Origin of the sequence: Amphritea opalescens (assembly GCF_003957515.1) — a bacterium.
Classification (GTDB): domain Bacteria; phylum Pseudomonadota; class Gammaproteobacteria; order Pseudomonadales; family Balneatricaceae; genus Amphritea; species Amphritea opalescens.
Genome location: NZ_RQXW01000005.1, coordinates 118624 through 133212, shown reverse-complemented (window position 1 = coordinate 133212; position 14589 = coordinate 118624). Strand labels below are relative to the sequence as shown.

Below are 14589 nucleotides of genomic sequence, written 5' to 3'. Positions count from 1 at the left end.
AGGAGTCACCGATGATCGATCTATACACTTGGGGCACACCCAACGGCCGCAAAGTTTCAATTATGCTGGAAGCGACCGGTTTACCCTACATCGTGCACCCCGTTAACATTCTGACCGATGATCAGTTCAAACCCGATTTTCTGAGCATCAGCCCCAATAGCAAAATCCCTGCAATCACCGATGAAAATGGCCCCGATGGCCAACAGGTTAAACTCTTTGAAAGCGGCGCCATTCTGCTCTACTTAGCGGAAAAAACCGGTCATTTCCTGCCGACAGACCCAATGAAAAGAATTGAGTGCCTACAGTGGTTGATGTGGCAGATGGGCGGCTTTGGCCCAATGTTAGGCCAAGCCCACCACTTTAATCGCTTTGCGAAAGAAAGCGTCCCTTACGCTAAAAAACGTTACGGCGATGAAACCCGCCGATTATGGGGCGTGTTGGATAAACACTTAACGGGCCGCACCTTTATACTGGATCAAGACCTCAGCATCGCCGACTTTGCCATCTATCCTTGGGCCTGCCGTTATGAATGGCAGGAGATTCAACTCGAGGATTTTCCCCATGTCAAAGCGTGGATGGACACCATGGGCGATATCGAATTCGTGCAACGGGGGATGGCAGTGCCTTAGCCTTAGCCAAACGATAGTCGAGAGCCAAATCGTCTCTAGCCTTCTTTAATAAGCTCAACAGGCCCCTTCAGCACGCCAACCCAAACCGGCGTAGCTGTCGGGGAAGCAACTCTTCAAGCTGTGCCAAATCACTCTCCTGAAATTCGATTACCGCTAGGCCATACTGTTCATACAGTGCCTTCTTGCGCATCTTCTCAGCAAGGTAAGAGGGGTCGTTTTCGCTGCCCCAAAACTCGATATACAACCCAATCTGCGGCAGATAGAAATCCGCATGAGCCGACTCTTTTAACGGTAAAGGTTTATGACAAGCGTGGGAGATACCCGCCAGATACAACCAATTATCAATTTTTACCTCGGCATCCGAGCGCAGCAGATGACCATCCATCGCCCGGCAACCCGTCACCGTTTCTACCGCCGCGGCTTCTTTAAACTGCTCGAGGCTGCGTTTAAATAAAGCATTCTCGGTGAGTTTTTTCGGCCAACTAACATAAGGGATCGCGGTACTGGCATCCTCTTTTTGTATTCCCCCTTGCGCGGTACCAAATGACGTCAGCTGCCACCCCTTTAACCAGGGTGTTACCCAACCAAGATCGGCCAATAGTTGATTAATACGCGCCGCCGGCAAGCCGGTTTTCAGCCCCAAACCTTTGGCCGTGGTGAACTGATCTTCCGTATTAACCAGTGCCCGATGCTCCACCACGCTGTCCGGCCAAACAATATAACGACCGTAACGCTCACTATCACGATAGCGGCCCTGCTCAAATTCACCTTTACTGGTCAGCTGCCACTGATTATCAACCCGCTTAATCCAGCCCAGCGCTTCCAGCTCAGTAAACATCTGCCGACTACTTTTACCCAGCGCTTTAGCCAGAGCGGAGGTTGATATTCTTTGCTGATCTTGGGTCATCGATGCTATTCCATTCATTCCTAGTCATTCATACCTAGCGGCTATATCTAACTTAAGCCTAGCCTTACAAATTACTCACTGAGCGCGGCCAATACAATCTGTTTTGGATCAATGCTCGCATATACCGTTTGCCCAACCTGCCACACCGCAGAACCCTGAGTATCAACCGCACAGAGTTCTGTCTCGTCAATCCTTAACATCACTTCCTGTTCATGTTCCGTGCCAGTGACACTGACCACCGTGGCGGCCAAGGCGTTGCCCCCAGCCTGCGCCTGCAAGCCAATCGCCGGTGCTTTAATCAGCGCCAATACTTCGCTACCGTCATGCAAGCCTAAACGCATCCGACTACGGTGGGTAATCTCAGCAACTAAACAAATACCGCTCTCCTCCAGCCCGACGTCAATGGTTACCAGATCATTAATTTGATCTGTGGCTATATCACTGATTCGCCCCAACAACTGATTCCGAGCACTACTCTGGGGGGAGAACAGGGACACCGCCGCCAAGAGACTATCCAGCGACACCGACTCATCCTGCAACGCCTTCAGCGCACGGTTCTGAATATCGGTTAACATCTGATATAGCTTAACTAATCGCTCGCCGAAGGGGGTCAACTGTGCACCGCCGCCGCCCTTGCCACCGACCGCCAGTGTTAACACCGCTTGATCTGCACGGCTATTCATATCATTAACCGCATCCCAAGCCGCTTTATAACTCATACCGGCGCGTTTCGCCCCGCGACTCAAAGATCCGGTCTCAACAATGCAGGCCAACAAATGCATCCGCCGAGGATTGGCATAAAGCTGCTCTTCCAACGAAAGCGTCAGTTGCGCCGTTAATTCCATCATCTGTCACCCCACGCAGGATCGTTTGACGTTATATAAAAAAATATATAACGTATCGCTATACAAATTATTATATAGCGAAATCTACGTTAAAAAACGCTATTTAGCCGATCATGATACAAACCAAGCGTGAGAATGAACAATGAGGGTTCATAATGTCTAAAGTATTGCTGTTTTTCTGCCTGTTAACCTTGTCAATATCACTGCAGGCTCGCCCCCTTACGCTTTATGCCGCCTCATCTATGACTAACGCCATCGAAGAGATCGCTCGACAATATGAAGCCCGTTATGGTCAAAAGGTCATTACCTCATTTGCAGCATCATCATCTCTCGCCCGACAGATCGCTGCTGGCGCCCCTGCCGATCTATTTATCTCCGCCAATACCCGTTGGATGCAATTTCTTGCCGATAAAAAAGCGATTCAACCGAACACCAATAAACCACTGTTAAAAAACCGTCTGGCATTGATTCGCAGTGAATATGCCAAGCAACCCGTCAGCCTCGCAACCTTGGCTGATCAACTAGGCGATGAACGCCTCGCCCTCGCTAACCCCGATCATGTTCCGGCCGGCATCTACGCCCGTCAGGCTCTAGAGAATAGCGGTCAATGGCCATCACTGGCACCCCATCTAGCACTGGGCCAGAACGTCCGAGCAACCCTGCTACTGGTTGAACGGGGAGAGGCCCCTTATGGCATTGTCTATAACACCGATGCGCGACAAAGCACCAAGCTCAGTCAAATTGAGCTGATTCCTGACACCCTGCATGAACCCATTGTCTACCCCGTCGCACTACTGCTACAGCCATTGCCGGAGGCGATGCAGCTGTATCAATTTCTCTTTTCTAGCGAGGCCAGTGCGATCTTTAACCGCTACGGCTTCCAGCCCATCAAAGCAAACCCTAGCCATGCTGAGTGAATATGAAATTAGCGCCCTACTGCTGAGTCTCAAAGTCTCCGGTAGCGCCGTGCTATTCAGCTTACCGTTGGCCATATTGGTCGCCTGGGTGCTCGCCCGATACCATTTCCCGGGAAAAGCATTGCTCGACAGCCTGATTCACCTTCCCTTAGTCTTGCCGCCTGTGGTCATCGGTTATTTACTGTTAATCAGCATGGGACGGCAGGGCGTTATCGGTAGCCGATTATATGAATGGTTTGGTGTCTCTTTCAGTTTCAGTTGGCAAGGCGCCGCCTTAGCCGCAGCTATCGTCGCCTTTCCACTGATGGTCAGAGCCATTCGTCTGTCACTGCAAGCCGTCGATATCAAATTGGAACAAGCCGCGCGCACCCTAGGCGCCTCGCCACTAAAAGTTTTTTTCACCATCACCCTGCCCCTTACCGTCCCCGGTCTGCTGGCCGGTACGATCCTCGCATTTGCCCGCAGCTTGGGCGAGTTTGGCGCCACCATCACCTTTGTGTCGAATATCCCTGGGGAAACCCGCACTCTCCCCCTCGCTATGTTCAGTTTTATTGAAACCCCTGGCGCCGAAGCGGAGGCGGCACGACTGTGCCTTATTTCAATCGTTGTAGCACTGGCCGCGCTACTGATATCTGAAGGGTTGACCCGCATGGCACAGAAGAGACTCGCCCTATGACCTTGCAGATTACGTTAGAAAAACAGTTGGGTGAGATCAATCTCGATATTGACCTAAACCTACAAGAAACCGGCATTACCGCCCTATTTGGCCGCTCCGGGGCGGGCAAAACCTCGATTATCAATCTCATAGCAGGGCTAGAAAAACCCGATGCGGGTAAAATCCTGATCGGTGACCGGGTCGTGTTTGACGCGGCACGCAACATTAATTTACCGCCGCAAAAACGCCAGATTGGCTATGTATTTCAAGGCTCCCGACTCTTCCCCCACTACACAGTTAAAGGTAATCTTAATTACGGCCGACGCCATAAAGACCCAGAATCACTCAATACCATTGCCGAATTGTTGGGTATCGAGCAGTTACTACACCGCTACCCCGCCGCACTCTCTGGGGGCGAACAGCAACGGGTGGCCATTGGCCGTGCATTACTCAGCAATCCCGCGATGCTACTGATGGATGAACCCTTAGCCTCTCTGGATGAGCCGCGTAAGAAAGAGTTGTTCCCCTATATCGAGCAACTGGCTAAAGAGATCAACATCCCCATTATCTATGTCAGTCATAGTTTGGATGAACTCCTAAGGCTGGCCGACCAGATGGTTCTGATCGATCAAGGCCGCGTTATTCGCCACGGTGAGGTGGCCGATATCTGGAACTCGGAGGCGATGCTACCCTGGCAGCCCGAGCAAGATATTAGCGTTATTCTGGAAGCCTGTATTAGAGAACATAGCAGCCGTTATTCGATGAGTTGTCTCGCGTTGGGAGATCGTTTGTCATTGTGGACCCCCTTTATCGATGCGCCGGTGGCTAGTCGAGTTAGAATGCGTATTCATGCTCGGGATATATCACTCGTACGTCAACCAGCGGAACAGAGCAGTATCCGTAATGTGATTCCCGTGTCCGTCGTGGATATGACATCAACCGACAATACCTCAGCCTGTCTCATCACGCTGCGCGCAGGCCAACACATCCTCAAATCCTCGATCAGCCGCTGGGCCGCCGAGGAGTTAGCGATTCACCCCGGCGAACAGCTGTTTGCTCAGATAAAGGGTGGCAGCATCTCACGCAATGACCAGGTGGCGAACCTCCAACCATCGAACGCTTTTCTGATAGCCCGTTGATAACTTAGAAGAAAACTTTTAAACAAACGAGCCGCTCACCACTTTTTTATCATTAAGCTTCAAAATTGATGACATTTTAACCAACCCAAATTGACCTAAAACAATTAACACAAAATGGTTATTTTTTTATGACATATTCGCTTGCAATAAAATCTAAAAAGGGCATTCTGTAGATGTGACATCAAGCATAGTTTGCAGTAAGGGTTACATCATGAATATCAATATTACCAACCGCAATGACAAAGTTTCTCCTGCATTACGAGAAAAAATTGAAGCCTGGTTAGAGGAGAGTCAAAGACGTTATAACAATATCACCAGCGCCCAGGTCACTATTGAAAAGAGCAATGGTAAAGTAGAAGTTGTTGAGGCGACAGTCCACGCCACTGGTAAGGATCTGTTTGCAAAAGCCAGCGAAGAAAATCTATTTGCTGCCTTAGATTCTATGGCGCAAAAAATCGATAAACAGTTGGCGAAAATACGTGATATTCAAACCAACAAAAAAGGTGCAGCTGTTCCTGTACTGGATGAAGCTGAAGAGATTCTCGACGAAGAGGAATAACTTCTCGTTAGAACCCAAAAAAGGCTGAACACTGTTCAGCCTTTTTTTGTTGTCTAAGCAAGTCAATCACATGCAAAATCATCCATGCAGTCAAGCTTTGGGTTACGACGTTCTTAACTCTGCCCTTAACTCTGCTCTTAACCCCTGACGATATGATTTAAACATCTATACGCCCAACACAGGCTCTCAGCGCAACGGTTCTAAACAGGGTTCCAAACAGGCCAACAACGAGCGCTTAAAATTCCCCGCTACCCTGCTAATCACGATCCGATCAACCTGGCTCAAAAAAAAAGATCCCGCTTTTTTAGGGTTGCGCCCGCAGGTAACGTCCAGCAGTCCAAGCTTCAACCCTTTTGCCTGCTGCATTACGATAGGCGACTTTTACCCAATCGCCTTCTCGCGCCTGTTCTGCGACCTGTTGATTTTGTTTTAGGCTACCCACGACCGCATATTGAGTCCCAGGCCCCTGCCGCAATCTCAGGCTGTTAGCCGAGACAATTAATGCCTTACCATCCAACGGCTGATTCGGTTTTGCCTGTGCTTGAGACTGCTGATGTTGCGCCGTGAGTCGATTACTCGGCAACCAGCCCTTCAGAGGTTGTCGGTCGGTTGAGAGAAAAAATACTTTAGACCACGCACCCTGTTTCTCAATCTGCAGCAGCACGTTGCCCTGGCTAAGATGAGTCAGAGGTTTACCGCCGCTGTCTGGCGCTGAATAGATCGGCGAGTCCGCATTGACGATAAAATAATCAAACGCCAACGACATTGTAGAGAAGAGACTAACCAATACGAATACTAGCGATCTTAAAATGATAATTTTCACCTAACTCAACCCTTCATTATCAACTACATAGCGAGCCATCATATCAACTGTCTCACGGCGAGCAAACCATACTCAGCCAATCACTTGTTTTGAAGCATGACTTTAGTCATATAGATAGGTTTTGTCAGTGCAAAAGGCGCTATACTAAACCCATCAGTCATAAACATTCTATTTTAGTAAAGGTTGATTCGGCCACTCTAAGGAGCAATCATGGCGCAGGATATCTTAATGGCTCGCCAGCCAATTTACGATGCCAAGCTTAATGTCGTCGCCTATGAGCTGTTGTACCGAGACACCAACAACCGGGCGCCCTGCCTGCTAACCGATGGTAACAGTGCAACATCGCAGGTGCTACTCAACAACTACACCAGCATCTGTCATTCCAGCAAAATGACGACCGTGCCTGCCTTTATCAATATGACCAAAGAGATGCTCGAAGCGTCACATATTCCCGAACTCTCTCGTAAACATATTGTGCTTGAAATTCTTGAAGACATTGAGGTCGATGACCTTTTGATTGTATCGGTGAAGAACTATATCGATGCAGGGTACCGGATGGCGTTGGATGATTTCATCTATAGCCCCGAATACGATCCGATTCTCGAGATGGTACATATCGTCAAGCTTGACCTACTCGCGCTAACCGATGAAGAACTAGAGCAGCACGTTAAATTGCTTCAGAAGTTTAATGTGACGCTCTTAGCCGAAAAAATCGAAACCTTAGAGGAGTTTAATCGCTGCAAAGAGCTAGGGTTTAAGCTGTTTCAGGGATATTTCCTCTGCAAACCCCAACTGGTCGAAGGCCGAAAACTGAATTCAAATGAAGCGGTGATGTTAGAGTTAATGGCGCTGTTAACCAACCCGCTCGCCACCACTGCGGCCATTGGCAAGATCATTAAACGAGACCCTCAATTAACATTGAAAATCGTTCGTATCGTTAACTCGCCACTCTTTAACCTGATCCGAAAAATAGACAGCATTGAAGAGGCTGTCACCCTACTGGGAATCGTCGAAATAAAACGTTGGTGCGCCCTGATGGCGGTCTCCGGCGAACATGGTAAGCCTGACGAATTAACACGACATACACTGCTACGCGCCAGAATGTGTGAATTACTGGCTCAAAATCAGCCAAATTTATCAGATTCTAGCGCCTTTATGATGGGCATCTTTGCGGGATTGGACACTCTCCTAGATACACCTAAAGACGATATTCTAAAACAGGTCGTCCTCAACGAAGACATTGAACGAGCCATCCGGGAAGGCCACGGCCCCTATGGCGAGCTATTAACTACCGTTGATAACTTTATTCTCAGCAAGTGGGATGAATTGTCCTCAACTTACAAACCTGAACAGCTCAATCAAACCTATCAGGACAGTTTAGGCTGGGTACTGGAAACCATGACGAGAATATCGGCATAACGGCTAAACACCCTGATAAAGAATTGTTATCAGATCTATAAGCGATTATTCATTAGACAGCTCACCGCAGCACCGCCACAATAATGACTTATTGATAATAGTGATGATTAAAATCAGGAGCACGACAAATACCATGAGCACAATGATACCGCTGAACCAATTTCAGCAGCTACGTCACGTCGACGAAATCATTGAGAAAGCAGCCGATAGCTGGTGGGTTTATCGTCGTTCGATCGGACATAACGGCACACTTAATACCACTGCTCGGGTCGTCTTTTTCGGTCGCACTAAAACTCAGGTTGATCAGTGGGTGGCCGCACAGGCGCAGTAGCCGCTAACAGGTTTATTAACTGCTCTCTCAACATACGTAGATAGTCAGTTAACCGACTGACCAGCGATCCTGGTCAGTCATCCCCAGCCATTCAGGCACTCTCGTCAGCGTCCTGCATCCGTTTATCACGCAGGGTTAAGCTACGCCCCTGCAGTACAGATATTATCAACTGCGCTTCGCCGTTGATCATGCTCCAATACCGTTTCCTTATATGAAGCGATAGCACTAAAGGTTAAGATAATTCAAGAATCGCCGCTCAGCGGCCCGCAGAATAAGGTTTAACTGATGAACAAAGAAATGACACCTTTTGAGATCCGTCAACAGATTCGTCGTGGCGAATTTACCGGCAACACCTCGGGTTACGGCCAGGGTTTTGTCCAGGGTAACTTAGCCATCTTGCCAAAAGAGTGGGCCAATGACTTTCTCCAGTTCTGTCAAAAAAATCCAAGACCTTGCCCGATCGTCGGCATGTCCAATCTGCCCGGTGAGTTTATGTTGCCGGATCTTGGCCAAGATATCGATATCCGCAGTGATGTACCGAAATACCGCATCTATGAAAAAGGGGTTCTAACCCAAGAAGTGGCCGATCTAACGTCCTTCTGGCGCGATGACCTTGTCACCTTCGTGCTAGGCTGCTCTTTCTCCTTTGAAGAAGCACTGATTGCCGATGGCCTTGAGGTCCGTAATATTACCGAAGGCGTTAACGTGCCGATGTATCGCACCAATATTCCTTGTAAGAGTGCCGGCCGTTTCAGTGGCACCACTGTGGTCAGTATGCGTCCGATGAAAGCAGCCGATGCCATCCGCGCCGTACAGATCTGCACCCGTTTCCCATCGGTTCATGGCGCGCCACTGCACCTCGGTGATCCCGATCAAATCGGCATTAACGATATCAACAAACCCGATTTCGGCGACGCCGTCACCATTAAAGAGGGTGAATTACCCGTATTTTGGGCCTGCGGCGTTACCCCTCAGGTAGCGATTGAGCAAGCTAAACCAGACTTCTGTATCACGCACAGCCCTGGCCACATGCTGATTACCGATCTGCCTAATAGCCGTCTAGCAATCTTGTAAAAGGAGCTCAACCGATGTCTTTACGACTCAATTGTGATCTAGGCGAAAGTTTTGGTTCTTGGAAGATGGGCCTCGATGAAGCCGTCATGCCCTATATCGATCAGGCGAACATCGCTTGCGGTTTTCATGCTGGTGATCCACTGGTACTTCAAAAAACCCTCGCGCTAGCGAAGCAAAACGATGTCACCATTGGCGCTCACCCCGGCTATCCCGATTTAGTCGGCTTTGGTCGCCGCAGCATAAAGGCCAGCGAAGCAGAGCTTAAAGCCATGGTGCTTTACCAAATAGCCGCCATCGACGGCATGGCCAGCACCCAAGGCCAAACGCTGACCTATGTGAAGCCCCACGGTGCCATGTATAACGATATGATGGCGGATGCGACTATCCGTGCCACCATTATGCAGGCGGTCTCAGAATATCACCGCCCCCTCGTGTTGATGCTGCAAAGCACCCCACAAGCGGAACGTCATCAGCAGGAAGCCGATAGTATTGGCCTCGAACTTTGGTTTGAAATCTTTGCCGACCGTTGTTACGACGACGATGGTAAGTTACTGTCCCGCACCCAACCGGGCGCGGTGCATAACAAAGAGAAGATGATGGCGCAGGTGAAGCAACTGAAAGAACAGGGCACCGTCACCACCGTTAGCGGTCAAACACTGACCCTGCGCGCCGACACCCTCTGTGTCCATGGCGATAATATGGATGGTGTTAACGCGATCCAAGATATTCGCGAGCTGATTCGCCAATGATGACTTCAACCAACCCTATGCGCATCGAGATCGCCGGGGAAAACGCCCTGATTATCTATTTCGGTGAGAAAACCGACCCTCGGGTGTCTGCCCAAGTACAGCAAGCCGTGACCATTCTCGAATCAGAGCTGAGCGGCAAGCTGATCGACATGGTGCCCTCCTATGCGTCTCTGCTGGTCATCTATGATCAATTGGCGACCGATCACTTTGAAGTCCGCCGCTGTATACGCAAGGTCTTAGGCCAACTCAGTGATAGTGACAGTAGCGAAGGCAACTTAGTTATTCTGCCCGCTTACTACAGCCCCGAATCCGGCCCCGATCTTGAAGCTTTGGCGCAGCGCGCTGACCTCAGTATCGACGAAGTGATCAAGCTTCATAGCGAGATGGAATATCGGGTGTATGCTATCGGTTTTGCTCCCGGCTTTGCCTACTTGGGCGAAGTGGATGAGCGCATCGCCGCGCCGCGTCTCTCGACACCACGCATGAAAGTACCCCGTGGCGCGATCGCCATTGCCGACCGTCAGACCGCTGTTTATCCTGCGGTATCCCCTGGCGGCTGGAATCTTATCGGCCTCTGCCCTACCCGCATGTTCGATCCAAAAGCAACACCGACTATGCCTGTACAGGTAGGTGACCGCATTAAATTCAACCCTATCAGTCGAGAAGAGTTTTTCGCTCAAGGCGGCGAACTGGGAGAGATTAAATGAGTGGCTTTAACGTTATCCAACCCGGCCTGCTCACCCTGATTCAAGATGCTGGCCGCTTTGGTCATCACCGAATCGGCTTAACCACCGGCGGCCCGCTCGATTCACAGGCCTTTAAATGGGCCAACCGTTTGGTCGACAACCCACTGAACACCACCGCCTTAGAGATCAGCTTTGGCGGACTAGTACTGCAAGCGGACACCGATGCCCAGATTGTACTAACTGGCGGTGAAATGCCGTTGAAAATTAACGGCGTCGAGCAAGACCGCTGGCATGCTCACAAGATCAAAGCCGGCGATAAGATCGAGGTGGGCTTTTCGGCTCAGGGCGCTCGGGCATACTTGGCCGTCAGCGGTGGCTTTCAGGTGGAACACAGCTTTTCAAGCAGCGCCACCGTGACCCGCGAAGGTATTGGCGGCCTGAGCGGTGAAAAACTTCAACAGGGCGACTTTTTAAGCTGCCAGCCGGCGGTTGAGCATCGCGGCTTCCGTTTAGCCGACGCGCATCGGCCTGACTATGCCGATAACATTAACCTGCGGGTGATTACCGGCTATCAACAAGATGCCTTTAGTGATTACCAAAAACGGCTGTTTTTCAGTAGCGAATACAAGGTAACCGATCGCGCCGATCGCATGGGATATCGTTTACAGGGGCCGGAAGTCAAACCGACCATCGATGGTATCTTATCGGAAGGGATCTGCCATGGTGCAATTCAGATCCCTGCGGACGGCCAACCGATTGTGTTACTCAATGACCGTCAAACCATCGGCGGCTACCCCAAAATCGGCTCCATGATCGCAATGGATACCGCTCGCATGGCACAGCTAATGCCCGGCTCACGGATCTCATTTGACGAGATCAGTATTGATGAAGCTCACAACTTGCACTGCCTAGCCCATGTTCGCTTTAACAACACCGAGCCGGAACAGGTGAATTAAATCCGTTACTAACAATAATACCGTCACTCACCGCCGGCATCGTTTCTCACCGGCTTTATAACGAAATGGTTAACAGAGTACTCACTAATGTCACAGAATCAGATTAACGAAGCAGCACTGAGTAAACAGGTAGAAGACCTGCTGGTTGCACGTAATTTACGCGGTATGAAAACCGTTCAGCCTGCCCTATCGACCGGTTACTACCTACGCGCTGCCCGCACCCTGTATAAATGCCGAGGTCATGTGCTCATCGGCACCGGTTTCCCCGTCGTAGACACCTTTGAAACCGACGGCCCATTGGGTGCTATTGCACTGTACAACGCCCTCGAAAAGCTCGGTGCAACCCCCGTGCTGGTCTGTGGACCACCCGTCTCACAAGCTCTTATGGATAAATACCGTGTCCATGAGATCCGTGTTGGTGAACACCAAGAACGCACCCTCGAAGCCTTCCAAGCGCTTTACAACTACAACCCGGATGCGGTTTTGTCGATTGAACGCCCAGGACAAGCGGAAGACGGTGATTACTACAACATGCGTGGCGAAAGTATCAGCGCCCGCACCGCCTGCTTTGACACCTTTGTCAATAACGCGAAATGTCCTACCATCGGCATTGGTGATGGCGGTAATGAGATCGGTATGGGAAATATTACCGAAGCGATCAAAGAACTGGATATCATGCCCGCCGCCACCTGCGTGGATGAATTGCTGATTGCGGATGTGTCTAACTGGGGCGCATACGGCCTGATCAGCTTCTTCAGTTTGTGGAGTGGTCGCGACCTGCTGGGCGAAACAGACCCGCTCGCCATTATCGAATACCTATCAAAGCTGGGCAGTGTTGATGGCGTCACCCGCATCAATCAGCTTACCGAAGACGGCCTGCCGTTAGAAGAAGGCGATAGTGTCATTGCCGGATTACGGGCGTTGATCGGTTATACCGACTAAAACCTCAAAACCGCTTCGTAGACGACTGTCATACTTAGCTGTTTTTGCGATACTCAATAAAGGCTGATACTTCATCAGCCTTTTTTAATGACTCGCGATCTAACCTCACCTCGCAACATGCTCAATCGATAGACCCTGTCTTAAGCATGCTGAAAAGAACCTATCAGTCCTCAATTAGCCAAATCACAAGCACCTATACCGGTTTTATGCCCTGATATCACCATTGTGCCAAGCGCTATGATTACTACGATATTCATGCTCAAATAAGATCAAACAACCAACGCATGAGTATTTTCAATGAATATCATACCCAAAAAATATATAGCCGTTTTTTTCTTCCCCTGTATGGCGGCTATTAGCCTTCCGGCATCTGCCGATATCTGGTGTGGCTCCAGTGGTTGTGTAACCGTGGATGACTGCAGCGATAGACATCCATCGACGGGCACCTGCACCGCCACCGCAAGTAATAATAAGAGATTAAATCCAGCCGTCACTTCTGGGGGCACGCTTGAGAAAGCCCCTAACAATAAGACAAAGATGCAAGCGCTACCCAAAGCGAAAGCGTTGAAAATACAGGAATAATCAAAGGGCAGCTTAACAGGGTAAACACTGCGTCTGCTCAGCGGCATCGATCACTTAACAGATCGCTCTGCCGCCTCTCTGTTCTTGCAGACTGTTCTTACAGACTGTTCTTACGGACATAGGCTCAGCCCCTGTCGACAATTCACCCTACAATTTAACCAGCCATCATCACTATCAGCTCAACTTAAGCGCTCAATCTAAGAGTTCAACTTAAGAGCTCAATTTATAAAAATTCGATCTAAGCATTAAAGCTAGGAACAGCCGCCATCCAACAGTGTGGCTAATGACTGCTGATAAACCGCAACATCACCGATATTTTCCGCAACCCATTCCGCATCATAGTAACTATCGAGATACCGCTCACCACTGTCACAAATAAGGGTTACCAGAGAGCCCTGCTCTGAACGCTCTCGCATCTCAGCCGCGAGGGTTAACATCCCCCATAGGTTCGTCCCCGTTGACGCGCCCACTTTTCGCCCCATCAACTGTTCCAACCAATACATCGCAGCCACCGACGCAGCATCGGGTACCTGCAACATACGATCGATCACACTCGGCTGAAAAGATTCCTCCGCTTTCGGGCGACCAATCCCTTCTATCCGCCCACCCTGATTGATCTCAATCGACCGGTCACCGGTTTGCCACACGTCATAAAACACCGAATTCTCGGGGTCGACCGCCAGCAGTGTCGTATCAAACCCTTTATAACGAATATACCGCCCAAGCGTCGCCGTGGTGCCTCCCGTACCGGCACTCATAATAATCGAAGCCGGTACCGGATGGCGCTCAAGACGCATCTGCCTAAAGATACTTTCGGCGATATTACTGTTACCCCGCCAATCGGTCGCCCGTTCAGCATAACGAAACTGGTCCATAAAATGCCCGTGACAATCACGGGCTAAGGTGGCTGCCGCATCATGCATCTGCGTGGCGCACTCAACGAAATGACAGCGTCCACCATAGAATTCAACCTGCTTGATCTTGGCCTTGGCGGTTTTACGCGGCATCACTGCAATAAAAGGCACCCCAATCATGCGCGCAAAATAGGCTTCCGACACCGCGGTGCTGCCTGATGACGCCTCAATTACCGTAGTGCCCTGTCGAATCTGGCCATTACATAAAGCATAGAGAAACAGCGAACGGGCCAAACGGTGTTTCAAACTACCGGTCGGATGACTGCTCTCATCTTTCAGATAGAGGTCGATTCCCGTCAACGACGGCACGGCCAATTTAATCAAATGGGTATCCGCCGAGCGCTGTGCATCCGCCTTAATCAACGCTACCGCCTGCTGTATCCAAGCATTCATCTCTATTATTCCTCTAGCTATCATTCAACAGCCAAAAGTATAGAGCCGAACGAATAGATATTTTTTGCT

17 protein-coding genes are annotated in these 14589 nt (G+C 50.0%); 13 read left to right on the top strand and 4 right to left on the bottom strand.

From position 1 onward, the window contains the following. The first annotated feature begins 11 nt into the window (after nt 1-11). Entirely contained in the window at nt 12-629 is a 618-nt protein-coding gene (locus EH243_RS07200) for a glutathione S-transferase family protein (RefSeq protein ID WP_126157973.1), read from the top strand. Nucleotides 630-696: 67 nt separating this feature from the next. On the opposite strand, the gene EH243_RS07195 is transcribed toward EH243_RS07200, so the two are convergent. Together EH243_RS07195 and EH243_RS07190 are read right to left on the bottom strand one after the other, a co-directional pair. Continuing rightward, a complete protein-coding gene (locus EH243_RS07195; RefSeq protein WP_126157972.1) occupies nt 697-1536 on the bottom strand; it encodes a hypothetical protein in 840 nt (279 codons plus the stop codon). 71 nt (nt 1537-1607) lie between these two features. Then, a complete protein-coding gene (locus tag EH243_RS07190; protein WP_126157971.1) occupies nt 1608-2384 on the bottom strand; it encodes a TOBE domain-containing protein in 777 nt (258 codons plus the stop codon). Nucleotides 2385-2536: 152 nt separating this feature from the next. Between EH243_RS07190 and modA the strand changes: the two genes are divergently transcribed. From modA to hpf, 4 genes are all read left to right on the top strand, one after another. Continuing rightward, complete coding sequence (gene modA / locus EH243_RS07185) at nt 2537-3298, top strand: molybdate ABC transporter substrate-binding protein (protein WP_126157970.1); 762 nt, start codon at nt 2537-2539, stop codon at nt 3296-3298. After that, nucleotides 3288-3974, top strand: a complete 687-nt coding sequence (gene modB / locus EH243_RS07180) for a molybdate ABC transporter permease subunit (RefSeq protein WP_126157969.1) — start codon at nt 3288-3290, stop codon at nt 3972-3974. The genes modA and modB overlap by 11 nt, the downstream gene beginning before the upstream one ends. Beyond that, complete coding sequence (gene modC, locus EH243_RS07175) at nt 3971-5092, top strand: molybdenum ABC transporter ATP-binding protein ModC (RefSeq protein WP_126157968.1); 1122 nt, start codon at nt 3971-3973, stop codon at nt 5090-5092. Before modB ends, modC begins: the two co-directional genes overlap by 4 nt. 211 nt (nt 5093-5303) lie before the next feature. Continuing rightward, entirely contained in the window at nt 5304-5651 is a 348-nt protein-coding gene (gene hpf / locus EH243_RS07170) for a ribosome hibernation-promoting factor, HPF/YfiA family (protein ID WP_126157967.1), read from the top strand. 304 nt (nt 5652-5955) lie between these two features. Here hpf and EH243_RS07165 read toward each other — a convergent pair whose 3' ends face one another. Beyond that, complete coding sequence (locus tag EH243_RS07165; RefSeq protein WP_126157966.1) at nt 5956-6474, bottom strand: SH3 domain-containing protein; 519 nt, start codon at nt 6472-6474, stop codon at nt 5956-5958. Nucleotides 6475-6684: 210 nt separating this feature from the next. On the opposite strand from EH243_RS07165, the gene EH243_RS07160 reads away from it, so the two are divergent. The 8 genes from EH243_RS07160 to EH243_RS07125 all read left to right on the top strand — a co-directional run bounded on the left by EH243_RS07160 (nt 6685) and on the right by EH243_RS07125 (nt 13213). Beyond that, on the top strand, nt 6685-7893 hold the full coding sequence (locus tag EH243_RS07160) for an EAL and HDOD domain-containing protein (protein ID WP_126157965.1): 1209 nt from the start codon (nt 6685-6687) through the stop codon (nt 7891-7893). Between the two features lie 133 nt (nt 7894-8026). Next, nucleotides 8027-8224, top strand: coding sequence for a hypothetical protein (locus EH243_RS07155; RefSeq protein WP_126157964.1), 198 nt, complete (start codon nt 8027-8029; stop codon nt 8222-8224). A 285-nt stretch (nt 8225-8509) separates the two neighbouring features. Continuing rightward, nucleotides 8510-9298, top strand: a complete 789-nt coding sequence (locus EH243_RS07150; RefSeq protein WP_126157963.1) for a putative hydro-lyase — start codon at nt 8510-8512, stop codon at nt 9296-9298. Between the two features lie 14 nt (nt 9299-9312). Continuing rightward, nucleotides 9313-10047, top strand: a complete 735-nt coding sequence (locus tag EH243_RS07145) for a 5-oxoprolinase subunit PxpA (RefSeq protein WP_126157962.1) — start codon at nt 9313-9315, stop codon at nt 10045-10047. Nucleotides 10048-10064: 17 nt separating this feature from the next. Then, nucleotides 10065-10754 carry a 5-oxoprolinase subunit PxpB gene (pxpB, locus tag EH243_RS07140; protein WP_126158117.1) on the top strand — a complete coding sequence of 230 codons (690 nt, stop codon included), beginning with the start codon at nt 10065-10067 and terminating at the stop codon, nt 10752-10754. Then, nucleotides 10751-11689, top strand: coding sequence for a 5-oxoprolinase subunit C family protein (locus EH243_RS07135; RefSeq protein ID WP_126157961.1), 939 nt, complete (start codon nt 10751-10753; stop codon nt 11687-11689). The genes pxpB and EH243_RS07135 overlap by 4 nt, the downstream gene beginning before the upstream one ends. 87 nt (nt 11690-11776) lie before the next feature. Beyond that, nucleotides 11777-12631, top strand: a complete 855-nt coding sequence (locus tag EH243_RS07130; protein ID WP_126157960.1) for a DUF4392 domain-containing protein — start codon at nt 11777-11779, stop codon at nt 12629-12631. 297 nt (nt 12632-12928) lie between these two features. Further along, nucleotides 12929-13213, top strand: a complete 285-nt coding sequence (locus EH243_RS07125; protein ID WP_126157959.1) for a hypothetical protein — start codon at nt 12929-12931, stop codon at nt 13211-13213. A gap of 251 nt (nt 13214-13464) precedes the next feature. On the opposite strand, the gene EH243_RS07120 is transcribed toward EH243_RS07125, so the two are convergent. Continuing rightward, complete coding sequence (locus tag EH243_RS07120; RefSeq protein WP_126157958.1) at nt 13465-14520, bottom strand: PLP-dependent cysteine synthase family protein; 1056 nt, start codon at nt 14518-14520, stop codon at nt 13465-13467. Nucleotides 14521-14589: the final 69 nt, after the last annotated feature.